This window comes from Paenibacillus sp. 2KB_22 (assembly GCF_052115745.1).
Lineage (GTDB): Bacteria > Bacillota > Bacilli > Paenibacillales > Paenibacillaceae > Paenibacillus.
On the sequence record NZ_JBFRHG010000002.1, the window covers coordinates 704,879 to 727,222 of the forward strand.

The following is a 22,344-nucleotide window of genomic DNA, read 5'->3' on the forward strand; positions in this document are numbered from 1 at the left end:
CCTCCAAAACGGATTTAAGAGCTCCTATATTCGTTTCCTTTGGTGACATAACCCAGTGAAGTTCTGGACATCCGCTCCAGATCGGCATCAGTCAGCTCACGTATCACTTTGGCAGGTGTCCCCAAAGCAAGAGTATAGGGCGGAATTTTACTATTCTCAGTAACAACAGAACCGGCTCCAATCAGTGTATATTCACCAATGTCGGCTCCATTCAGCAGAATGGCTCCCATGCCGATTAATGATCCAGTTCCAATCTGACAACCATGAATGATCGCTGTATGTCCTACGGAAACATCATCTCCCACAATCAAAGGTTGATCCGTATTGACATGCCCGACAACGTTATCTTGAATATTACAGCGCTTTCCAATGATAATAGGAGCCAAATCAGCCCGTAGGACCGCATTGAACCAGACGGAAGACTCTTCTCCCATTCTTAAATCACCGATTAGTTTTGCACCTTCAGCCACATATACCGAAGAGTGTAACTGAGGTTGTAAACCTTTGTATGGAATTATCATTATTATCACTCCTTAATTTGGGAGTGATTTTAGCAACTTGTCCTTCACTTGTCAAACATAATAGGTGTAATGTCTCCTGAAATGGAGCGACAGGATGCAGCAAGACGTGAGCCCCAGGCTGTCATTTGTATCGTCCGGCCTTCCTCATGTTCCCCAATACGGACCATGCCAAGATGCAACATCATTTTAACAATTCTGTTATCATAGATGGCCTCGGCCGTATCATAATAGAACGGCTGAATGAATGGACCGATCTGACGAAACAGCGACTCGGCGGTCGACCATTCCAAGGCACATTCGCCTGTCCAATACACAATAGAGGACAGATTGGGAATAGCACCTTTATACAATCTTAACCAAAACCTAAATAGCTGTATCATTTCGGCTGTTTTCTCAGCCCCTAGCTTGTCTTCTCCAGCTGGTGACAGCTTCAGCATGCCTTGCTCCTCACGAACCAGCCGATGGTGAAATGCATAGTCGTAGAGAAGTGCGAAACGATCCGGGTAATCCTTGAACGAACGGCCATATCCGAATCTCCATCCACCTTTGCCCACCAATTCCTCACTAATGTGTAGATGATCCATAATCTGCTGTTGAGAGCGCCGGTACATCATGCCCTCAGCGTTAAGGGCAATTTCGTGCTGCTGGACAAACTGTAGGAACAACTTGAGATCATCCGCTAAGAGATGATACTCATCCCGATACATGGGTGGTTCCGTCGTTTTTGTAATCCCTGCTCGCAGATGTGTGGATAACACATCCCTGAATCTTAATTTCAGATCCTGTGGCACCTGATACAAATACCTGGTCTGCTGCGTTGTCCCATTGAACAACCATCCACTCTTATTGAAGCGAACGATGAGATCACGTGGACTGGCGCCAGCCTCACTCTCCTTTTTGTCCATCGATTGACGGGCTATGGCAATGAGTTCTTCCATACCATAATATTGGCGAGGATCAAACAACAAGTTGTTCAAAAAGCGCTGATCTGCTTGATTCAGTTGACGTACCTGCTGCTCAAAAAAGGGTCTGCTGCCCAATGTAGTGAGAATACTCTGGATGAGTTCATGTTTGGAGTTGGGCTTGCATTCACATTGGTAATAGTCTGCTATTCGATTAAGCTGGCCAATATCGGCAAAAGTAAGCATATCCGCTAGATTCATGGGTCCATCGCCTCGCCCGTTAACTACTTCGGCTGCTGATTCGGAGCCTGAAATAGTTTGGTTTTGTAAACATCGTTGACGGAATTCCCATAATCTAAACCTCTTTTTGGAAATCTTTTATGTTTTAAATCATACTATGCCCCAAGTCGGACAATCAGAAGAAAAATGAGAGGTTTGAAATCATATAAAGGCTTTATTTCCCCATAAAATGCAAAAAAAACAACCCAAGTGGATTACTCAGGTTGTTTTGCTGTGTCCAAAGACAGATGTCGTGTGCAATTATATAACAGCGGACTCCAGTCATCACGTTCCTTTTCCAGGATCGTCAGTGACAGGTTTCCAATCCGCTGCGTATACCGATCTTTAAACAAGGCTGTTAACAGGTTCGCCAGAAAAGCTCCATGAGTAACAATGAGTACGTTTTGGTCCGGGTAGGCAGACCATAGATCTTCCAGAAACGCCAGTGCACGAATCTGGATATCCGCAATCTGCTCCTGTCCCAAGTCCAATGTCTCCCACGATTGACCCCAGCGGGCAACCCGTTCTTCTGAAGTCAGACCTTCGATCTGACCAAAAGCCCTTTCTTTCAACCGTGCGTCCGGCTCAAGCAAAGGTACATTCAACAGTTCAGAGATAATCTCCCCTGTTTCCTGTGCCCGCGATAACCCACTTGTGATGATATAGTCCCACTGGTATTCTTCCGTCAACAGACGTCTTCCCAGTCGCTCTGCCTGATCACGACCTTCTCCATTCAGAGGTATATCAGTCTGCCCCTGTATACGGCCCGCCGCATTCCAGTCTGTAAGACCGTGACGAATAAGCCCGATTCGCACTTACATCCCTCATTTCTCCACACGGCGAACGAAAGGTTATTACCTATGCACTCGCACCTTGTTTACGTTTATTCGTTGTTCGATGCATACGTCCAAGAGAAAATAACGCCATTCCAATTGCAAGTAAAGACAGGGCCATCCAATACTGCGGATAAGCAGGTCCCATACTCACTACAAATGGTTCAATTATGCTTCCTCTATCCGCTCCAGTCATGTCGTACTGATACAATCCAGATGACGAAGGTGCGCTTCCGGCAACCCCTGTCTCAAGAATACCCGTAGCAACAACTTGGGTTTGCTCAGCTTCTGATACATCTGGCTTAAACATTGCCATGTACAGAAAGCTGCATAAAAAAATAGCCAGGAACGCGGCAATCCACAAAGACATATGCTTGCGAATCACAGCAGAGAAACGATTAACCTTTGCCTCCTCCGGCAATAACCATGGAGACTCCGCATAGATCCGGTCCATAACGTTACGGTTTACTCTCTCTGCCTGTTGTTCTGTCACTGGAACCGGGATGCTGTGCAGCAAGATCTGGGCTTCTTCCCAGACCTCAAACTGCTCGGAGCACTCTTCACAGCCAGCGAGATGAGCATGAAATGCAATCCGCTGAGGATGAGTTTCCGGCAAGTCCCAGACCAGTGCAAACAGTTCCTGGGCTTCATTGCAATTCATCGGTTCTTCATCCCTTCATATGGCTCGTACACCGGTTCGAAGAAATAAGGTTCCAATTGAGTTTTTACGCTTGATCTTGCTCTGAATAATAGCGATTTCACAGAACTGACGCTCTGCCCAAGAATATTCGCAATCTCCTGGTAGTCTAGTTGATCATACTCGCGGAGTATAATCGCAGAACGTTGCTTCTCCGGCAAGTTGTTAATCGCATCTCTAACCAGCATCACCCGCTCGCTGCGCAGTACAGCATACTCCGGTGCATTCTCCGAAGGAGCAACGGGAACAATCCCGCTCTCTTCAAGTGGGACATTTCCGCTGCGCTGTTTGCGAAGCTCACTCAGTACCGTATTTCTCGCAATGGTATATAACCAGGTTGAGAATGAGGCATCCACCTCACGGAAAGAGTGCAGACTGCGGAACGCCTTATAGAAAGTCTCAGAACAGAGATCTTCCGCAAGCAGCTCCATATTGGAACTTTTCAACATATGATATACGAAAGCCAGTATTTTACGCTGATAACGACTCATCAGCTCGGAATATAACTCCAGGTTACCTTCCTTGATCTCTCGAATCAACTGGGAATCCGTCATTTGAGTGCGACCCCTCCTCGCCCATCCATGTGCTTCTCCCCGTTCGACTCTATCCATGTATTACCGAACAGGCACAAAAAAGTTGCGGTTCTCACCGCATATAAACAGCGTTCAGCACCATAACTGGCCTTCCCGCCAAATTCCCCTATGTAATGGCAATTTCCCCAACGTTTCTACATTAACAGTATTTATTGTACAACGGTCTGCATCATCCTGGCAAATCCATTGCTGTCCACAGAACCCGACCTGTCATTCATATGCAGTCATTTTCACGTTCATGACTTCATTTTGAGCCTTTTTGGTAAGCCTTTCTTATATAGACGGACGATGTACTGAAAAGGTTACAAAAATGTGATATTTTTTTGATCTAAGCACTCTAAAAAAGGAGTTATTATCCTGAAATTTCCGATAGATATAATTAATTCAAACAATTTTAGTTAAAGTGTTGACAAAATGAAAACGTATACATATAATAAGGGTACAGTATGGTTTCTCTCCACTCCTATCCAATAACTGTATTGCTCCACGTGAGCAATGGCCGCTTTTGTAAGCGGTCTTTTTTTTGTCTTTAAAAAGGGATTAACTCTAGTTTATATGTTAACATTTACATTCATCTTGTATGTATTCCCCCTCTTTGATCAGTGACGTGAATCACATAACAACTCCAATATGACCTCACAAAAAAGAGGGCTTTCGCCCCCTTTCACGTATTATATCCAGACCTGATAGCCTAAAGAATCCAATAATGTCTTGGCTCGTTCCATATCCTCTTCCTGACGGAAAGACAGACGCATAATGCCCGGCACATCCACCCGGTTTTCGATAATCTCCAAGTTGCTCAGGTTGATGTCATTCGCCCCAAGCTCAGTTGCGATTTTACCGATCATACCCGGAGCATCCTGGACATCGGTGTACAGATCAAATAACGGTGAAATCATGCCTTTACGTCGTTCGGGCAATACACTGCGGAACTCACGGGCCTGACGGAATGCTTCCTCGATGCCTTCACCGTTCTTATGCTCCAGCATATCCGTAAAGGCCGTCATCTGGCTATTCCAGTCCTTAAGCAAGCCCAGTAGGACATCACGGTTGCTAAGCAAGATATCTCTCCATACAATCGCATCACTGGACGCAATTCGGGTAATATCCCGGAAACCACCTGCAGCCAGCATTTTATACAGCGGATTCGACTCATTATATTCACGCACCTGATTTACCAACGCAACAGCAATAACATGTGGCAGATGACTAATTGCCCCCACGATGTCATCGTGCAGCAGAGGCTCCACACGCACGATCTGTGCACGCGTATACGCAAGCAGCTCAGACAACCTGCTGTAGGCTTCCTCAGGTACATGTTCTGAAGGGGTTAAGACATAGTATGCATTCTCAAACAACACGGCTGAGGCCGCATCCACGCCTGCACGCTCCGAACCTGCCATAGGATGACCACCAATGAAGTAAGCGTCAGTCAGCCGCACATGCTCGGCACAAGCGGCAATGGAAGCCTTAGTGCTTCCTACGTCCGTGATGATACATCCTTTTTTCAATGGCAGCCTGGAGAGCTTCTCAAAATAGGATTCGAGCAAACCTACGGGAACGCACAAAAAAATAAAGTCGGCATCCTCTACCGCTTCTTCCAGAGAGAGCGTAGCATCATCCACTACACCGCTCGCTATGTACTTGTCCTTCAGTTCATCCATATGGGCGTAGCCCATCACGGTTACACCTGGCTTGCCTTTGAAGCAGAGCGCAAGTGAACCGCCGATAAGTCCTACACCAATCATTGCAATTTTTAGTTTCATGGGTCCTCACTCTTTCATCGCCAGTATTAAGGGCGTGCTACCGCCTTCTCAGCTAGCGTGTTCTCCAGTGCCGTGACAAATGCACGGTTCTGTTCTGATGTTCCGACGGACACACGAATGTAAGTTGGGTATACGTGGAATCCTGGGCGAACGATAATGCCTTGTTTGAGCAAGGATTGGAACGCCGTTGCCGAAGGCATGTTCAGATCAACCATAATGAAATTACCCTGTGAAGGGAAATACGACAACCCCAACCGTGTAAATTCATTTTGCAGGAAATCCCGATCCGTTGCATTTCGCTTCGAGCACTCTTGAACAAAATCCTGATCCAGTAGTGCAGCCGTTGCCGCAACCTGTGCAAATCGGGAAGTGTTAAACGGCTCACGTACACGGTTTATCAAATCAATAATTTCGGGACGTGCAATGCCGTACCCGACCCGGAGCGAAGCCAAACCGTAAATTTTAGAGAATGTCCGCAGAATGACCAAGTTTGGATACCGTTCGATCAATGGTATGCTTTGCGGATATGCTTCATCGGTTACAAATTCATAATAAGCTTCGTCCAGTATGACCATCACATGAGCAGGCACGCGGTCCATAAAGGCTGTAAGTTCCTGCTCGGAGATAATCGTACCTGTCGGATTGTTCGGATTACATACCCACACTGCTTTTGTTTTGTCATTGATCTGTGCGAGCATGGCACTCAGATCATGCGTTCCATCTTTAAGAGGAACTTCGATGGTAACGGCACCCTCAATATCGGCATTACTTTTGTATACGGAGAATGTCTGATCTGCCATAATGGTCTCGTCACCCGGCAAGAAAAAAGCTCTCGTGATCAAAGCAATAATCTCATCGGAACCACAACCAAATATTAAATTGTTCCGTTCAACACCAAGATGCTTAGCAAGAACTCCCGTCAGCTCAACCGAGCTACCGTCTGGGTATATGCTTATGTTAGTCATTTCTCTCGTAATGGCTTCCAGGGCGGCAGGAGAACTGCCGTATGGGTTTTCGTTGGAGGCCAGCTTGATGACTTGTTCAAGCCCCAGTTCACGTTTCACTTCTTCAATCGGTTTGCCTGGCTGGTACACAGGCAGATTGACAATCTGGGATTTCGGTTTCAACCCAACCGCCTCCTGTTATTGAAATAATGTTAGACACGAATCAGCGTGTACCTCATGTGTCCAAAGGATGTACTTTCAGGACATCTCTATCCCTTTAATTGTGCCACAAAGTTGCGAATTTGCAACAGTCCCGCTGCACGCGTATCCGGATTTTCAAGCAGAGGAATCGCATCTTCCACCTGACGAACAATGGCACTACCTACAACAACACCATCGCAGATGCGGGAGAAATGTGCCACCTGCTCATGACTAGAGATACCGAAACCTACCGCTACAGGGATATCTGTCAGACTTTTCACCGTCTCAATGAAGCTTTCCACGCCATCAAAGAAAGATGCTCTTTCTCCGGTTACCCCAAGGGAAGATACACAGTAGATAAAGCCACTTGCTCCATTCACAATACGCTCAATCCGTGCATTAGATGTAGGTGCAACAAGAGGCACCAGATGTACACCCGCACGATTAGCACGTTGTCGCATCTCTTCCGCTTCCTCAATTGGCAGGTCCGGAATGATCATGCCACTGATATCGTGTTTGACCAATTCTTCAAAGAATACATCCAATCCGGTCTGCAATACCGGATTATAATAGGTGAACAGCACAAATGGCAGTTTCACGCCTGCGTTACGAGCTTTTGCCGCGGTTTCCATAACCGTACGAATAGTAATCTGGCTTTTCAGCGCACGTTCGGAAGCACGCTGAATGACTGGGCCATCTGCAAGTGGATCGGAATAAGGAACACCCAGTTCCAAAATATCCGCTCCGGCCTGCTCAAGCTCTTTGATGATATCGATCGTTGTATCCACATCCGGGTCTCCCACGGTTAAGAATGGAATAAGTGCCGTGCGATTCTGTTGCTTCAATTGCTGGAAGGTCTGGTCCATCAGATTCATCCCAAGTCGCCTCCCGTGTATTTCATGATCGATTCAACGTCCTTATCTCCACGTCCCGACAGACAAATGACTACAATATCATCTGCTGTGAGTTCAGGCGCCAGTTTGACAACTTGGGCAACCGCGTGTGCAGACTCCAGAGCAGGAATAATTCCTTCCGTCCGACATAGGAGTTGCAGGGCATCAAGTGCTTCCTGATCCGTGATCGGTACATATTTTGCCCGTTCAATATCCTTGAGATAGGAATGCTCCGGACCAACACCCGGATAATCAAGTCCGGCCGAGATGGAATGCGCTGGCTGAACCTGTCCATACTCATCCTGCAACAGGTAACTCATAGATCCCTGGAATACACCATGCGTACCTTTGGTCATCGTCGCAGCGTGATACTCGGTATCGACCCCTTTGCCTGCGGCTTCAACGCCAACAAGCTTCACATCCTGGTCACCGATAAATGGATAGAACATCCCGATCGCATTACTACCTCCACCGACAGCTGCTACAATTACATCCGGCAAACGTCCTTCGATCTCCTGAATCTGACGACGGGTCTCATCACCAATCACTCGTTGGAAATTTCGCACCATCATCGGATATGGATGAGGTCCAACCACTGATCCGAGCACATAGAATGTATCCTCCACATTGCTGACCCAGTAGCGAAGCGCTTCATTACCAGCATCCTTCAGGGTCCGTGTTCCGGACGTAACCGGAATCACTTCTGCTCCGAGCAGCTTCATTCGAAATACGTTTAACTGCTGACGCTCTGTATCTTCTTCGCCCATAAATACTTTGCATTCCAGTCCAAGCAATGCGGCTACGGTTGCCGTTGCAACGCCATGTTGACCTGCACCCGTTTCGGCAATAACTTTCTTTTTGCCCATCCGTTTGGCAAGCAAACCTTGTCCAATGGCGTTATTAATTTTGTGCGCGCCTGTATGGTTGAGATCTTCACGTTTCAGATAAATTTTCGGTCCGCCCAAGCGGCGTGACAATTGCTCTGCATGATACAATGGCGTTTCACGTCCAGAATACTCGCTCAGCAGATAGTTCAGTTCCTTGTTGAATTCCTCATCTTCAGAGAAGTGGCTATATGCCTCCTCCAACTCAATAAGTGCGTTCATTAGTGTCTCAGGTACAAAGCGGCCTCCGAAGTGACCGAAACGCCCATGTTGATCCGGCAATTGATGTGTCATGCCTGCTTCACCCTTTCTACGAATGCTGTAATTTTGGCAATATCCTTCACACCTTCAGTCTCAACGCCGCTGGATACATCGACGCCGAAAGGTGCATATGTCTGTATTAGTTCTTGTACATTGTCCGGCTGCAAACCTCCTGCAACGAACAGAGCAATTTCGCGACTTTTCGCCCATTCAGCATAGGCAGGGATTCGCTCCCAGGCAAACGTTTTCCCGGAGCCCCCTCCATATAGAGGATCATGGGTATCGAGCAATATCGCATCCACGAATTTATCGTAAGCATCAAGAGCCCTTATGGCTGCATCATCAGCTTCCGGACCCGTTTCATCTTTGGGAAAAGAAAAAACTTTGAACACTGCGGCATCCCACCGCTGTTTCACCTGCTGGCAAAATTCCGCAGTCTCCTGTCCATGCAGTTGAATAACATCCAGGTGAGCAATCTCCATAATGTGTTCCAACTCTTTGAGCGTTGGATTCACAAATACACCCGCAAGCTTCGGCCGATCATAGGCAGACCATTCGAACAACACCGTTCTTAGTGCAGCAGCCTGCTCGGGTTCGATTCGGCGGCGTGACTTGGCAAAAACAACACCAATGTAATCCACAGGCAAGTTTATCATCGATTTTAGCACTTCAACGTCCTGAAGTCCACATATTTTTACGGCCGCTGGCAGCGGGTTTCTCAGTTCTGACATACTGTCGCCTGTGCCATCGTGTATGGAAGTATTCATCATTTGGGTCCCATTAGATCATATACAGCCGCCTCGACATCATCCTTGCGCATGAGATGCTCACCTACGAGAATACCATGAATACCAGCCTGGATCAGAGGTACTGTTGATTCTGGTCCATCAATACCACTTTCGCTAATCAAGGTGACGCCACTTGGAATCAATTCCATCAAATCCAGTGTCGTGTTCAGACTGGTTTCGAATGTTTTCAAATTACGATTATTAATGCCCACAAGTGTGGCCTGCGGAATCTCCAATACCTGCTCCAGTTCTGTTCGATCGTGGACTTCAATCAAGGCATCCAGCCCCAAACTTTTGGCAAATTCCAGATATTGACGAATCTGTTCAGGTGTCAGAATACTGGCAATCAGCAGTATCGCATCCGCACCCAGTAATCTTGCCTCGGCAATCTGTCGTTCATCTATAATAAAATCCTTGCGTAATAGCGGAATATTCACCGCTTGATGGATCGCTTGTAAGTACTCATTGCTCCCTTGAAAATACGACACATCCGTTAATACGGAGATGCAGTCTGCACCCGCTCGCTCATAAGCAGCAGCAATCTCTACCGGATGAAAATCAGGGCGAATTAACCCTTTGGATGGCGAAGCCTTCTTCACTTCAGCAATAAGGCCGAGTTTGCGATTACGTCCGCTTGATAGTGCTTGTTCAAACCCACGGGTTGCGGGTAGTTGTTCGATTTTTTGGATAGCCTCATCCATTCGAAATGTCTGTGCCAATACTTCTACTTCTTTATGTTTGGTTGCAACGATTCGATCAAGATACATGACTGTACGCCTCCGTTGTATGAATTAACTGTTCAAGCTTCCCGGCAGCTTTGCCCGAATCTACCGCTTCAGCGGCAAGTGTTACTCCTTCAGCAATGCTATCTGCAAGACCGGAAACATAGATGCACGCTCCCGCGTTCAACAGAACGACATCACGGTAGGCACTCTGCTCACCCTGGAAGATCCTCTTAATAATTTCGGCATTCTGTGCCGCATCTCCTCCAAGCACCGCTTCGAGCGGATGCAAAGACAAGCCCATATCACATGGATCAATATCGTAGGTGTGCACTTCACCATTGCGAAGTTCAGATACCTGAGTTGGCGCCGAGATGCTGATTTCATCCAGACCATCATGACTGGCCACGACCAACGCTCTTTTGAGACCAAGACGATTCAGTACTTCAGCGATCATCGGCGTCCGGGAACGATCATACAGGCCGAGCAATTGACGATCTGCTCCCGCAGGATTGGTTAATGGTCCGAGCATATTGAAAATGGTACGAACACCCAGCTCTTTTCTTGGTCCTGCCGCATGACGCATGGAAGGGTGATATACCTGGGCAAAACAGAAGCAAATTCCGATATCATCCAGACATTGTCTGGCCTGTTCCCCGTTCAGATGGATATTTACACCGAGTGCCTCTAATACATCTGCACTACCTGCTTTGCCTGAAGCTGAACGGTTGCCATGTTTGGCGACCCGAACCGAGACGGCGGAAGCAATAATGGCAGATGCCGTGGAAATGTTGAATTTGTGAATTCCCGATCCGCCTGTTCCACAAGTGTCCAGCAAGCCGCTGCCATCCGTGAGAATCCGTCCGCCCTGACCACGCATCGCTTCAGCAAAACCAGTGATCTCATCCACCGTTTCCCCCTTCATGCGCAGCGCCATTAACAAACCTCCAATTTGAGCCGGCGTTGCCTCACCTCTCATAATCGAGTACATCAAATCTCGTGCTTCGGCTTGCTCCAGATGACTACCCTCCAAAATCTTTGCTAATCCATTCTTCATACCATCCTCGTGAGTCATCTCAGCAATTGGGGTTACAGGGTTTTCATTCATTATCGGGTTTATGTTCATCTCCGGTCTCTCCTCTCTCAGTTTTTAGCGGCCGCTGGTGTGACAAAGTAATCTGCATTCGCCAATCTCAACGTGCTGTCTTTTTCTTTGGAAGGAAACATGGCTTCTGCTGTTCGAATCGCCTTGAGCAATGCTTTGGCTTTGTTAACCGTTTCTACATATTCATTCTCAGGTACAGAATCCCACACGATTCCCGCCCCGGCCTGTACATATGCTTTTCCTTTTTTGAAAATAATCGTACGAATCGTAATACAGGAGTCCATGTTACCCGAGAAACCGAGGTATCCGATCGCTCCTGCGTAGGCACCGCGTGCCTCTTTCTCCAGTTCCGCGATGATCTCCATTGCACGCAGTTTCGGTGCACCAGATACGGTACCCGCTGGCAAGCATGAGAGGAACGCATCGAAGAAATCCTTATCTTCTCTTAGCTCACCGGTAACGTTGGATACCATGTGCATCACATGAGAATACCGTTCAATCTCCATGAACATGTCACACTTCACACTGCCGAAGCTGGATACCCGACCCAGATCGTTACGGCCCAAATCAACCAGCATCAGATGCTCCGCACGTTCCTTCTCATCCTGGAGCAGATCAGCAGCGAGTGCACGATCTTCCGCTTCGGTTGCCCCCCTTGGACGTGTGCCTGCAATCGGACGTGTCTCCACACGATTTCCATCCACCTTAACCAGTGCTTCAGGCGAAGTACCCACGATTATCTCATCATCCATTTTGAGGTAGTACATATAAGGTGATGGATTCAGGGTCCGAAGCACGCGATACACGTGAAGCGGAGAAACCTCCGTATCAATGTGAAACCGCTGGGATAATACCACTTGAAAAATATCACCTGCGCGAATGTACTCTTTGGCTTGCTCCACATTACCTATAAATTGTTCCTTCGTAAGGTTGGAGCGAATATCCCCCAGTTCCACGTCTCCCGGAATGGAACGCGGATTCAGGTTTTCCCCTGGTCCTTGCTGCTGCAACCGTTCAGCGGCCTGCTCCAGCTTCTCCGAAGTCACTGCATACGCTTGCCGTATCTCATCATCCGTTGCACCATCCTTGACGTGTACATTACCGACGAGTAGCATCTGCTGCTTCACATGGTCAAACACGATAATCTGGTCACAGAACATAAAACGTATGTCATCCATATTCAGATCATCCAGCGCGTGAGCTGGAAGCTTCTCATAATAGGACAGCAGATCATATCCGAAGAAACCAATTGCCCCACCTGTGAATGGTGGAAGTTCATCATCTTTTGGGCTGCGGTACTTACGCAGCAGTGCTTTCAGTTCTTCAATCGGTTTGCCTGGCAATTCACGAGTCTGCCCCGCTTCTTCCACTACAATCCGGCCCTTCTTGGCCGAAATCATCAGGAACGGATCTGTACCGATGAACGAGTATCTCGCCCATTGGATCCCCCCCTCTACACTTTCCAACAGGAATGCCCGGTCGTTGTCAGCAAAACGGCGGAATATTCGAATCGGAGTCTCCATATCCGCCAAAATCCGTTTGACTACCGGAATCAGATTATACTCATTTGACATTTTCAGTACTTGATTAACGTTTGGCGTTATCATCAAATCACGTCCTTTCAGATTTATATAAGTTTAACTAGAGAGGTTTACACTGAACACTCCGATGACAGAACAACCTTCCGATCGCTGTTATCCCCAGATTTTTTTGACTCCCTTTCTAAAGGGAAAATCCGGTGATAAAGGCGAACGCTCCGCTTCATCAGGTTATTTCTGTCCTCTCCGTTTGTGTAAAAAGTTTAGTTGAACCTATAAGGGTAGAAGAAAAATAATATGTACAAAAAAACCTCTACCATCAGGTAGAGGTTTGGTTATAAGCTGTATTTAACAGGGTGATGCTTCATAAATAACAAGTCCCTATACTTCGCTCTCGGATTATTACAGGTCGCTGAATTGATGCATCTCACATCATCCAATGCGGCGGGAAAATAAATCAGTTATAACACATCAACTACTCATTCCAATATTTCGTAAAATATGGGAGAGTACATTGTAAGTGTTGTACCGATATATATCTAAACAAAAGGTATCCTACGACACATTTGCTTCCCTGTTCCTGTTAAAAATTCCGTAGCACGACGTACCGTGAATCAGTTGACCGGTTTCTGTTGCCCCGGTTACCACCCACTGGACTCTGCTATATACTCCACTAGCTCAGCTGCTCTCAGCTCAATCTCAACTCTACTCAACTGGTTCTCACTATACATCATTATGATCGGTTTGACAACCTGCTTCTTTAAGATCCAGAAGGTGCTGCCAGATCCGGACGCAATGCCTGTGCACCGTTCAGATACACATGATGGATTTCGTTCTGAGCTTTGTTTGTATTGACATGTACCATGAATCGAATGCATTGTGGCAAGGCACCTTTAACCGGAACTTCCAGCGCACACATCAGTGGTACGAGTTCCCAACCATCCAGTTGGCGGATAGCTTTTGCCGGGAAAGCAGCATCCAGATCCCCAGTTAACGTAATCCACACACTACAGATATCTTCCGGTTGGATCTCATTGCGATCCACGATCTCCTGCAGCAATACAGCCGTTTCTTTCAAAATCTGTTCTTCGTTGTTCTGCGTGACTGTTGTAGCCCCGCGAATTCCCCGTGTGACCATTGCTGTTATTCTCCCTTCCTGAGCATTTCAATGACGTCCCGAACTGCCGACACAGGTACGTCCTTCACAATTCTTGCTGCCCCAATCCGATCAGGGATGATGAACACCATATGACCTTCACGGAATTTTTTGTCATGCATCATCGCTTCCATTAATGCATCCGTGTCCAGATGAGCAGGCATCGTTGTTGGAAGGCGAAGTGAACGCAACATGCGGACCGTATCTTCATAGAGTCCTGCTGGAGCACCAAGCTTCTCACCAAGCAATGCCGATCCAGCCATACCGATGGATATCGCTTCTCCGTGCAGGAATTCTCCATATCCGGCAATCGCTTCAATGGCATGACCAATCGTATGTCCAAGGTTCAACACTGCACGCTCTCCATTTTCACGTTCGTCTCTGGATACTATCTCTGCCTTAATGCCACAACCTCGCTCCAGGCCATATCCCAACGCTTCGGGATTGAGCGCTAGCAACTCCTCTGCATGTTCCTCACACCAGTGTGCGAAAGCCTCATCACGGATCAGCCCGTGCTTTAGCATCTCTGACAAACCTGCCGAAACATCTCGAGGCGGCAAGGATTGAAGTGTGTCCACATCATAGAGTACTAGCTCCGGCTGGTGGAATGCACCGATCATATTTTTGGCCAGCGGATGATTGACAGCCACCTTGCCACCTACACTGCTGTCATGCGCCAAAATCGTTGTAGGTACTTGAACAAACTTGATTCCACGCATATATGTAGCGGCAACAAAGCCAGCCAGATCACCTACTACACCACCACCTAGGGCCAGAATCGCAGAACTCCGATCCAGTTTGCCTTCGATAGCGACGGTCATCATATCCTGGTACACCGAAAGGGATTTCGATGTTTCACCAGAGGGTACAACCGCCGATACGACTGTATAACCAGCCGTACGCAGCGTTTGCTCCAAACCTGACAAGTATTTGGGAGCCACATTTTCATCTGTAATGATGAGTAACGGACTTTTTTTGGTTAGGCCATATTGTTCAAAATATTGAGGGGCTTGTGCCAATAGGCCGCTACCAATCAGAATCGGATATGAGCGTTCCTCCAACTGTACCGTCAGCTGACGCATATTAGTAATTCTCCAGTTGAGAATTATAGTTAGCAACATTAGCACGGATCTCTTCCATGGAATCCCCGCCGAATTTCTCCAGGAATGCCTTGGCAATTTCCCACGCTACAACATGCTCCATCACCACACTTGCTGCTGGTACAGCACAAGCGTCCGAGCGCTCAACTTGAGCCGTAAATGCTTCTTTCGTATCAATGTCCACACTTTGCAGCGGCTTGTACAACGTTGGGATTGGCTTCATCACACCGCGTACAACCACTGGCATACCGTTCGTCATCCCGCCTTCGAATCCGCCCAGACGGTTGGTCGCCCGGTGGTAGCCGCGCTCATCCGTATGCATGATTTCATCATGCACCTGTGATCCACGAATGACTCCGGCTTCGAATCCGATACCAATCTCTACACCTTTGAATGCATTAATGGACATTACGCCTTGAGCGATTCGTGCATCCAGCTTGCGATCGTATTGAACATAACTGCCAAGACCAATTGGCACCCCTTCAACGATACATTCCACGATTCCTCCGATGGAATCGCCTTCTTGTTTAATCTGGTCGATGTAGGCTTCCATCTTCTTCTCTGTCTCAGCATCTGTGACACGTACAGAGGAAGCTTCTGTCACTGCGATCAATTCATCAATCGGCAGGTCCTGATATGGAGCTTCGATCTCTCCAATACGAAGTACACGTCCAGCTACCTTGATTCCAAATTCGGCCAGGAATTGACGTGCAATGGCACCACATGCCACACGTACCGTTGTCTCACGTGCACTGGAGCGCTCCAGTACGTTACGCAAGTCTTTGAGATTATACTTGAGTCCACCGTTCAGATCAGCGTGTCCGGGACGAGGACGATGAACGCGACGTTTCTCTTCGTCACTGCCTTCGATCGGCTCAATATTCATAATATTCTGCCAATGTTTCCAGTCATTATTTTGAACAACCAGCGCTACCGGAGCACCTGTTGTATATCCGTGACGGATACCACCAACGAAATTCGCCTGATCTTTCTCGATCTGCATCCGGCGTCCACGACCATATCCCTTTTGGCGGCGGTGAAGTTGGAAATTCAGTTCTTCAAAATCAATCGTCAAATTACTTGGCAATCCTTCAATAATAGCGGTCAATTGGGGTCCGTGCGTCTCCCCTGCGGTTAAATAGCGTAAACTCATAATACGTTCCCCCTTTAAACTGTTAAACTTCACATTGCTAAAATCCCATAATTTCTTTGCTTATTATAGTATAGCTGACCGGCTTTGACAAGAAAGTCGGCTCTTTCTTGTACTTGGTATACAAATAACCGCCTGAACACATGTACATGTGCTTCAGACGGCTGAACAACCATTATCATTATTTTTTCCGATAGAAAAATGTTTCTGCTGTCTCCAGACCATATTGTCCCGGGGAGAAGATCTGCTCCGTACTGCCCACAAATAAAATACCGCCAGGACGCAAACTTGCTGCAAATTTGTGATACAACAGGTTTTTGGCTTCCTCGGTAAAATAGATCATGACATTTCGGCACACAATCAGATCGTACCCATCATCAAAACGGTCCACCAGCAAATTTTGTTTCATGAACTTGATCGAATTTTTGAGTTGCTCATCAATACGGTATACCAAGCCATCCTGCTTGAAGTAACGGTTCGCCGTTTCCTTTGGCACATCCTTAAGTGAGCGTTCCATATAACGCCCTTCTTTGGCTTTGGCCAATGCACCTTCATCCAGATCACTTGCCGTAATCGAGCTGTCCTTCAAAATGCCCATCGTGTCCAAAATCATAGCGAGTGTGTAAGGTTCTTCACCTGTTGAACAGGCTGCACTCCAGACTTTGACACGACGCTTGGACCCCAGCAGCTCAGGCAGGATCTCGTCCCGCAGCACTTCCCAACGATTGGGATTACGCCAGAATTCAGACACGTTAATGGTCATGCGATCAAGGAACTCGTAGAACAATGATTTATCTTTCTGCATAGCATCAAAAAAGTTAGAAAATGTATGAAACCCGTTTTTGTTGCGAAGTGTGGTCAGCCTTCTTTTCATCTGGCCTTCCTTGTATTGAGCAAGATCAATGCCTGTGCTCTCTTTGATTTTACGAATGAATCCGGTGTAATCCGGGTCTAGTAGTTGTTCTTGCTCCAGCATCGTGTATCACCCTTTTGGCTAATAATTACAACCAGGCTGCGATGCTCTTGTCGTATACCACCAATTCATCTGAAGCAAAGAAATTTGCTGCTTCACGGGAAGCACTTTCCGGTGAATCTGCCCCATGAATCAGATTATGTGGTGTGTGGCTGGCGAAGTCTCCGCGAATGGTACCCGGAGCTGCTTCCTTCACATTGGTTTTTCCGATGACGATGCGCGCAAGCGCCACAATATCGTCCCCTTCCCACACCATGGCAAATACAGGCCCAGATGTGATAAAACGAACCAAATCATCGAAAAACGGTTTGCCCTCATGTTCAGCATAATGGCGTTTTGCCTGATCCTCAGACATCTGCACCAATTTGCCTGCCACCAACTTAAATCCTTTGTCTTCCAGACGGCTAATAATTCGACCGATCAATCCACGCTGCACACCATCCGGCTTCACCATCAAAAATGTACGATCCATCAGCTCACTCCTCACTCACGGTTCAAAGTTAATCACTATGTAAACGCAATCCCTCTGATTGTAACATACATGTCCAAATCCTCCCAATGAGGAATATCACAAGTCTGTTCATCTTTGGGTATGAGCGATCTGAGAGTTGAAGGTCATACAACATTTAATGCGTACGTTTAACCACAAAATGAGCGATGTCACGCAGGTTTTTGGTCGTCTTGATGTTAGGTAGCTGATCGAGAGCATCGAGCGCTTTCTTCATATATCGGTCAGCAAGGGCTTCTGCTTTAGCGATTCCTTGACTTTGGCGAATCATTCCAATTGCATCCGATGCACTTGCCCGTCCTTCTTCATGCTGGACACGGGAAATCTCCTTAAGCAAAGGTTCCCGCAGATCGGATTCTTCTAGGGCATAAAGTACAGGAAGAGTAATATTTCCTTGCTTCATATCACTGCCTGGTGGCTTGCCAAGTTGTTTCTCGGTACCTACCAGATCAAGTACATCATCTTGAATCTGGAAAGCCATCCCCACATTGTATCCGTATGTATACAGCAGGGAAGATACATGCTCAGGCGCGCGTGTGGCCAATGCCCCTAACTGACAGCTAACTGCAATCAGAAGTGCTGTTTTACGGCGAATCCGCAGCAGATAGTTACGAACACTTTGTCCCGTATTGAAAAAGTCGCGAATTTGCTCCATTTCACCAATGGACATCTGTACCATGGCTTTGGCAAGAATACGATGAATAGCTGGATCGGATAATCCGGCAGTCATTTCAAGTGCCTTACCGTAGATATAGTCTCCAGTGTACATCGCAATCCGATTATCCCATTTTGACTTCACCGTGGGTTTGCCTCGGCGTGTCTCCGCATTATCAATCACATCATCGTGAACGAGGGACGCGGAATGAATCAGTTCCAGCGGAACCGCGACCAGCTTCAGACGTTCAATGTCATATGTACCAAATTTCCCGCCAAGTAACACAAAAACGGGCCGCAACCGTTTTCCTCCTGCTTTGAGCAAATGAAGTGACGTTTCACTCAGCAGCTTCTGTTCTCCTCGAACACTGCGATACAGTTCTTTCTCAATGTAATCCATGTCCTTTTTTAACAACCCGAAAATATCCAATAGTTTCATTCGTTCACCCGTATCAGCGTATTGTCAGTCCACAAATCCATGCTTACCTTCCCCTCCAGCAAGTCGGGCCTGCAGGCATTACGAAAAACCCGGCTTACCGTTCTTGCTTGTGTTTTTCCATAAGGATCTAACGTATTCTTCTTCTCCGAATGTCATGGCCGACACCCGGGAATTAAACTCTGCGACTTGTTCTGAAACAAAATACAGAAGTTGCCGGAGCATGGGTCAAGACTGTGGTCATGAAGACTCACCATCAGCACTCACCAATACCCCGGGATTCGGGGGACAAATAAACCGAGCAACACCTTGGCAAAAAAACTGCCTTGTATCGAACTCAGTCATTATCCCCGTTCATCCGGTTCTCCCCATCTTGTAAACAGTTGATGTGGGATGCGCAAGCTATCCAGCACTTTACCCACCAAAAACAGAATCAACTCATCCATAGTCTGAGGTTTATAATAAAAAGCAGGCATAGCCGGTATCATACGCACACCAAGACGTGAAAGCTTCAGCATGTTCTCCAGATGGATTGCATGAAGAGGCGTCTCACGTGGTACGAGGATCAATGTTCTTCCCTCTTTCATCATCACATCAGCTGCACGGGACATCAGATTATCCGACGCCCCCTGTGCGATGGAAGAAAGAGTTCCCATCGAACATGGCATGATAATCATGCCGTCGGCCAGATAAGAACCACTTGCAATGGAGGCCCCTATATCACTCACAGGATGATAGATCAGAGAACCGGCACGGCTGCCGAATTTTTCGTCCAGCACCGCGTCCCGATTCGTCACATCCCAGTCCAATTCTTCTTTTAGTACACGCCACCCTGCATTGGATATGACCAGATGAACGTTATATTCCAAATCAAGCAGCGTTTCAATTAATCGAATGCCATATATGCTGCCACTCGCTCCGGTAATTCCGACAACCAGTCGTTTATTGTCCGGCTGCTGCACCATTTATTTCACCGCCAGATCAATCAGAGTGAACGTAAATACGATTAAGCTAAGCAAACTGTTCATGGTAAAAAATGCCGTTTGAACACGACTCATATCATTAGGCGATACAATATAGTGTTGATAGAAAAGAATTCCATACGTTACCAACATGCCTGCACCATACCACCAACTCAGATCTGTTATCAACAATAAAACAAGAAAACCAATTGCAGTAATCACATGGAAGAACTTAGCGATCTGCAATGATTTGACTAGGCCAAAACGGGAAGGTATGGAATGAAGACCTTCTCCCTGATCGAATTCCAGGTCCTGACATGCGTAGATAATATCAAAGCCTGCTGTCCAGAACACAATCGTAACGTACAGCACAATTGCTGTCCAATCCATCGTACCTGTGACGGCCACCCAACCACCAAGCGGAGCCAAACCAATCGTCATTCCAAGAACGACGTGGCATAACCATGTGAATCGTTTGGTGTATGAATACAGTACCAGCATAAACACAGCAATGGGTAACAACTGCATGGACAATACATTAAGATTCGATGAGGCCCAGAATAACAATATAAATGAGATAATGACAAATATAACAACTTCCCCATTTTTCAACAGTCCTGCCGGGATGGCTCTCATCGCGGTACGTGGATTTTTGCCATCAATCGCTTGGTCAATAATCCGGTTCAAACCGAATGCTGCACTACGTGCACCGACCATCGCAAGCAACACCCACATGATCTGCATCCAGCTTGGGAAGGTATCATTCACTACCATGGAGCCTAGAATGGCCCCCATAAATGCGAAGGGTAAAGCAAAAAGCGTGTGTTCAATCTTGATCATTTCTAAAAAGATGCGAATTTTCCTAAACATGCTGATTCTCCTTGGTTCCAATGTGCAGTGCCGCGATACCTCCGGTTAGAGGGTAGGCCTGCACTTCTTGTAATCCTGTTTCTGCAAAAATGTCTGCCAGTTCCTTCCTTCCCGGGAAAATTGCCAGAGAGTCCGGCAGCCATTTGTACTGCTCAAAACTTTTAGCAAACACTTTGGCAAGATTCGGTAAGACCTTCTCAAAATAAAAATAATAAATGCCTTTGAACGGCTGCCATGTTGGCTTGGACAATTCCAGACACACAACCATACCGCCCGGTTTGACCACACGTTTCATTTCAGACAACACTTGTCTGAGATCAGGTACATTGCGAAGCCCGAACCCGATTGTCACATAATCAAATGAATTGTCTTCAAAAGGAAGTGACATGGCATTTCCCTGTGTCAGGGTAATCTGCTTCTGACGCTGCACCGCATTGATCTTCGTCTGGCCGACCTCCAACATGTTGCTGCTGAAATCAAGTCCGTGCATGTGCCCCGTTTCACTTGCTTCTGCCATAGCGAGCGTCCAGTCACATGTGCCGCAGCACAAATCAAGACCGGTGTCGCCTTTGGACATATTCATCTTTTTCATGGTGAATTTGCGCCAAGCCTTATGCCTGCGGAAACTTAGAATATCATTCATGACATCATATTTTCCGGCTATACTCTGAAAAACCGAATGGACATATTCTTCTTTCGGTTTGGTCTCTCCGCTCCCCATTCGTCTGTCTCCCCCTCAATCTTCCCTTACTGCCGCATGTGAAGGCTGCAAATATGCCAAGTAAGGCTCAAGAATTGCATGTATCTCATGCAAACCCATCCGCCCTTCCTCGTCTTGCAACAACAGTTGAATGCGGTGTGTACACTCCCGAAGCTTGTCCAGCAAAACTTCGCCAACCCTATGCTTCAGCACCATAGCGTTCCATGCACGTGAATCCGGTTCAGACTGACGCAGCACATTGCGCTCATCGTCATTACCATGCTCGTATATGTGCCAGTATGCATAGCTGTGAAGATATTGTTTTTCGTCATTCATCCGCTTCAGTTCTTCCACGATCGTTTCGCAGGAGCTGAATTCGGTCAACAAGCTGTTCCATAGTGACTCTTCGTTATCCTGAATCATGCCTGTAAATGAAAGAAACAGCTGCATCCTCAGCTGTACCGTTTCACGCAAGTATTCGTCAGCCGAAACGAGAAGCTTCTTCATCCGTTCATACAGCGTCATCTTGCGTGCGTTCACTCCGGATACAGCACCACTGAGTTTGCCAATCATTTCAATTCTGCCCGCTTGGGCAAGTAATTGATAAAAACGGCTACTTAAATAATCCCCGGCGAGTACATTCAACTGGCGTGAACGCATCTCCTGCTCTCTCCGCTCACCGGAAATGGTATCGATTCGATCATGCGTATCCATGGCCAACTGAACGAGCGAAGTTGCAAGAGCATATAACTCCTGATGCACCTTTTCGTCTGTGCGGCCCACAAATACCTGCAGCAGACGTGCCCGGCTATCCGGAAATGATGGGATTTCCGTATGTTGTCGAATCATGTCGTAATCCGTATATTTCTTTGCTAGTTGGGGTACGCGATATGAATTCATTCTCAGCC

General features: G+C 47.1%; 23 protein-coding genes. All 23 read right to left on the bottom strand.

Going from position 1 to position 22,344, the window contains the following annotated elements; all coding sequences use genetic code 11:
• Nucleotides 1–14: 14 nt before the first annotated feature.
• Nucleotides 15–521, bottom strand: a complete 507-nt coding sequence (locus tag AB4111_RS14055) for a gamma carbonic anhydrase family protein (protein ID WP_442032094.1) — start codon at nucleotides 519–521, stop codon at nucleotides 15–17.
• A 44-nt stretch (nucleotides 522–565) separates the two neighbouring features.
• Nucleotides 566–1,684, bottom strand: a complete 1,119-nt coding sequence (locus AB4111_RS14060; protein ID WP_442032095.1) for a hypothetical protein — start codon at nucleotides 1,682–1,684, stop codon at nucleotides 566–568.
• 233 nt (nucleotides 1,685–1,917) lie between these two features.
• Entirely contained in the window at nucleotides 1,918–2,517 is a 600-nt protein-coding gene (locus AB4111_RS14065) for a histidine phosphatase family protein (RefSeq protein WP_253438576.1), read from the bottom strand.
• Between the two features lie 43 nt (nucleotides 2,518–2,560).
• Nucleotides 2,561–3,196: an anti-sigma factor family protein gene (locus tag AB4111_RS14070; RefSeq protein WP_442032096.1), complete on the bottom strand. Its 636-nt coding sequence runs from the start codon at nucleotides 3,194–3,196 to the stop codon at nucleotides 2,561–2,563.
• Nucleotides 3,193–3,786, bottom strand: coding sequence for an RNA polymerase sigma factor (locus AB4111_RS14075; RefSeq protein ID WP_062835180.1), 594 nt, complete (start codon nucleotides 3,784–3,786; stop codon nucleotides 3,193–3,195). The genes AB4111_RS14070 and AB4111_RS14075 overlap by 4 nt, the downstream gene beginning before the upstream one ends.
• Nucleotides 3,787–4,496: 710 nt before the next feature.
• Nucleotides 4,497–5,591, bottom strand: coding sequence for a prephenate dehydrogenase (locus AB4111_RS14080; RefSeq protein ID WP_442032097.1), 1,095 nt, complete (start codon nucleotides 5,589–5,591; stop codon nucleotides 4,497–4,499).
• A gap of 26 nt (nucleotides 5,592–5,617) precedes the next feature.
• The gene (gene hisC / locus AB4111_RS14085; RefSeq protein WP_253438585.1) at nucleotides 5,618–6,718 is read right to left on the bottom strand and encodes a histidinol-phosphate transaminase; all 1,101 of its coding nucleotides are present in this window, start codon (nucleotides 6,716–6,718) and stop codon (nucleotides 5,618–5,620) included.
• 86 nt (nucleotides 6,719–6,804) lie between these two features.
• A complete protein-coding gene (trpA, locus tag AB4111_RS14090; RefSeq protein ID WP_442032098.1) occupies nucleotides 6,805–7,611 on the bottom strand; it encodes a tryptophan synthase subunit alpha in 807 nt (268 codons plus the stop codon).
• Nucleotides 7,608–8,807: a tryptophan synthase subunit beta gene (trpB, locus tag AB4111_RS14095; RefSeq protein ID WP_215076005.1), complete on the bottom strand. Its 1,200-nt coding sequence runs from the start codon at nucleotides 8,805–8,807 to the stop codon at nucleotides 7,608–7,610. Before trpB ends, trpA begins: the two co-directional genes overlap by 4 nt.
• Nucleotides 8,804–9,505 carry a phosphoribosylanthranilate isomerase gene (locus tag AB4111_RS14100; protein WP_442032099.1) on the bottom strand — a complete coding sequence of 234 codons (702 nt, stop codon included), beginning with the start codon at nucleotides 9,503–9,505 and terminating at the stop codon, nucleotides 8,804–8,806. The genes trpB and AB4111_RS14100 overlap by 4 nt, the downstream gene beginning before the upstream one ends.
• Before the next feature lie 35 nt (nucleotides 9,506–9,540).
• Nucleotides 9,541–10,329 carry an indole-3-glycerol phosphate synthase TrpC gene (trpC, locus tag AB4111_RS14105; protein ID WP_442032100.1) on the bottom strand — a complete coding sequence of 263 codons (789 nt, stop codon included), beginning with the start codon at nucleotides 10,327–10,329 and terminating at the stop codon, nucleotides 9,541–9,543.
• Nucleotides 10,319–11,359 (bottom strand): anthranilate phosphoribosyltransferase, encoded by a 1,041-nt coding sequence (trpD, locus tag AB4111_RS14110; RefSeq protein ID WP_442032768.1) that lies wholly within the window; start codon nucleotides 11,357–11,359, stop codon nucleotides 10,319–10,321. Before trpD ends, trpC begins: the two co-directional genes overlap by 11 nt.
• Before the next feature lie 68 nt (nucleotides 11,360–11,427).
• Nucleotides 11,428–12,996: an anthranilate synthase component I gene (gene trpE / locus AB4111_RS14115; protein WP_442032101.1), complete on the bottom strand. Its 1,569-nt coding sequence runs from the start codon at nucleotides 12,994–12,996 to the stop codon at nucleotides 11,428–11,430.
• 691 nt (nucleotides 12,997–13,687) lie between these two features.
• Nucleotides 13,688–14,065: a chorismate mutase gene (aroH, locus tag AB4111_RS14120; protein ID WP_442032102.1), complete on the bottom strand. Its 378-nt coding sequence runs from the start codon at nucleotides 14,063–14,065 to the stop codon at nucleotides 13,688–13,690.
• Between the two features lie 5 nt (nucleotides 14,066–14,070).
• Entirely contained in the window at nucleotides 14,071–15,165 is a 1,095-nt protein-coding gene (gene aroB / locus AB4111_RS14125; RefSeq protein WP_442032103.1) for a 3-dehydroquinate synthase, read from the bottom strand.
• A gap of 1 nt (nucleotide 15,166) precedes the next feature.
• Complete coding sequence (gene aroC, locus AB4111_RS14130; RefSeq protein ID WP_442032104.1) at nucleotides 15,167–16,336, bottom strand: chorismate synthase; 1,170 nt, start codon at nucleotides 16,334–16,336, stop codon at nucleotides 15,167–15,169.
• Between the two features lie 178 nt (nucleotides 16,337–16,514).
• Nucleotides 16,515–17,309 carry a CheR family methyltransferase gene (locus AB4111_RS14135; protein ID WP_062835189.1) on the bottom strand — a complete coding sequence of 265 codons (795 nt, stop codon included), beginning with the start codon at nucleotides 17,307–17,309 and terminating at the stop codon, nucleotides 16,515–16,517.
• Nucleotides 17,310–17,334: 25 nt separating this feature from the next.
• Nucleotides 17,335–17,778, bottom strand: a complete 444-nt coding sequence (gene ndk, locus AB4111_RS14140; RefSeq protein ID WP_017687704.1) for a nucleoside-diphosphate kinase — start codon at nucleotides 17,776–17,778, stop codon at nucleotides 17,335–17,337.
• A 154-nt stretch (nucleotides 17,779–17,932) separates the two neighbouring features.
• On the bottom strand, nucleotides 17,933–18,907 hold the full coding sequence (locus tag AB4111_RS14145; RefSeq protein WP_017687703.1) for a polyprenyl synthetase family protein: 975 nt from the start codon (nucleotides 18,905–18,907) through the stop codon (nucleotides 17,933–17,935).
• Nucleotides 18,908–19,248: 341 nt separating this feature from the next.
• The gene (locus tag AB4111_RS14150) at nucleotides 19,249–19,869 is read right to left on the bottom strand and encodes a UbiX family flavin prenyltransferase (RefSeq protein ID WP_442032105.1); all 621 of its coding nucleotides are present in this window, start codon (nucleotides 19,867–19,869) and stop codon (nucleotides 19,249–19,251) included.
• Complete coding sequence (locus AB4111_RS14155) at nucleotides 19,870–20,736, bottom strand: UbiA-like polyprenyltransferase (protein ID WP_253438615.1); 867 nt, start codon at nucleotides 20,734–20,736, stop codon at nucleotides 19,870–19,872.
• A complete protein-coding gene (locus AB4111_RS14160) occupies nucleotides 20,729–21,457 on the bottom strand; it encodes a demethylmenaquinone methyltransferase (RefSeq protein ID WP_253438618.1) in 729 nt (242 codons plus the stop codon). Before AB4111_RS14160 ends, AB4111_RS14155 begins: the two co-directional genes overlap by 8 nt.
• A gap of 15 nt (nucleotides 21,458–21,472) precedes the next feature.
• A complete protein-coding gene (locus AB4111_RS14165; protein ID WP_442032106.1) occupies nucleotides 21,473–22,336 on the bottom strand; it encodes a heptaprenyl diphosphate synthase component 1 in 864 nt (287 codons plus the stop codon).
• Nucleotides 22,337–22,344 lie beyond the last annotated feature (8 nt).

Excerpts from the sequence above, each read along its gene's own strand:
- AB4111_RS14160 (WP_253438618.1), bottom strand. The coding sequence starts at position 21,457 with ATGGGGAGCGGAGAGACCAAACCGAAAGAAGAATATGTCCATTCGGTT.
- AB4111_RS14150 (WP_442032105.1), bottom strand. The coding sequence starts at position 19,869 with ATGGTGCAGCAGCCGGACAATAAACGACTGGTTGTCGGAATTACCGGA.
- AB4111_RS14145 (WP_017687703.1), bottom strand. The coding sequence starts at position 18,907 with ATGAAACTATTGGATATTTTCGGGTTGTTAAAAAAGGACATGGATTAC.
- AB4111_RS14055 (WP_442032094.1), bottom strand. The coding sequence starts at position 521 with ATGATAATTCCATACAAAGGTTTACAACCTCAGTTACACTCTTCGGTA.
- trpD (WP_442032768.1), bottom strand. The coding sequence starts at position 11,359 with ATGACTCACGAGGATGGTATGAAGAATGGATTAGCAAAGATTTTGGAG.
- AB4111_RS14060 (WP_442032095.1), bottom strand. The coding sequence starts at position 1,684 with ATGAATCTAGCGGATATGCTTACTTTTGCCGATATTGGCCAGCTTAAT.
- aroB (WP_442032103.1), bottom strand. The coding sequence starts at position 15,165 with ATGCGTCAGCTGACGGTACAGTTGGAGGAACGCTCATATCCGATTCTG.
- AB4111_RS14100 (WP_442032099.1), bottom strand. The coding sequence starts at position 9,505 with ATGTCAGAACTGAGAAACCCGCTGCCAGCGGCCGTAAAAATATGTGGA.
- trpC (WP_442032100.1), bottom strand. The coding sequence starts at position 10,329 with ATGTATCTTGATCGAATCGTTGCAACCAAACATAAAGAAGTAGAAGTA.
- aroC (WP_442032104.1), bottom strand. The coding sequence starts at position 16,336 with ATGAGTTTACGCTATTTAACCGCAGGGGAGACGCACGGACCCCAATTG.
- trpA (WP_442032098.1), bottom strand. The coding sequence starts at position 7,611 with ATGAATCTGATGGACCAGACCTTCCAGCAATTGAAGCAACAGAATCGC.
- trpB (WP_215076005.1), bottom strand. The coding sequence starts at position 8,807 with ATGACACATCAATTGCCGGATCAACATGGGCGTTTCGGTCACTTCGGA.
- ndk (WP_017687704.1), bottom strand. The coding sequence starts at position 17,778 with ATGGATCGTACATTTTTGATGGTGAAGCCGGATGGTGTGCAGCGTGGA.
- AB4111_RS14135 (WP_062835189.1), bottom strand. The coding sequence starts at position 17,309 with ATGCTGGAGCAAGAACAACTACTAGACCCGGATTACACCGGATTCATT.
- AB4111_RS14070 (WP_442032096.1), bottom strand. The coding sequence starts at position 3,196 with ATGAATTGCAATGAAGCCCAGGAACTGTTTGCACTGGTCTGGGACTTG.
- AB4111_RS14155 (WP_253438615.1), bottom strand. The coding sequence starts at position 20,736 with ATGTTTAGGAAAATTCGCATCTTTTTAGAAATGATCAAGATTGAACAC.
- aroH (WP_442032102.1), bottom strand. The coding sequence starts at position 14,065 with ATGGTCACACGGGGAATTCGCGGGGCTACAACAGTCACGCAGAACAAC.
- AB4111_RS14075 (WP_062835180.1), bottom strand. The coding sequence starts at position 3,786 with ATGACGGATTCCCAGTTGATTCGAGAGATCAAGGAAGGTAACCTGGAG.
- AB4111_RS14165 (WP_442032106.1), bottom strand. The coding sequence starts at position 22,336 with ATGAATTCATATCGCGTACCCCAACTAGCAAAGAAATATACGGATTAC.
- AB4111_RS14080 (WP_442032097.1), bottom strand. The coding sequence starts at position 5,591 with ATGAAACTAAAAATTGCAATGATTGGTGTAGGACTTATCGGCGGTTCA.
- trpE (WP_442032101.1), bottom strand. The coding sequence starts at position 12,996 with ATGATAACGCCAAACGTTAATCAAGTACTGAAAATGTCAAATGAGTAT.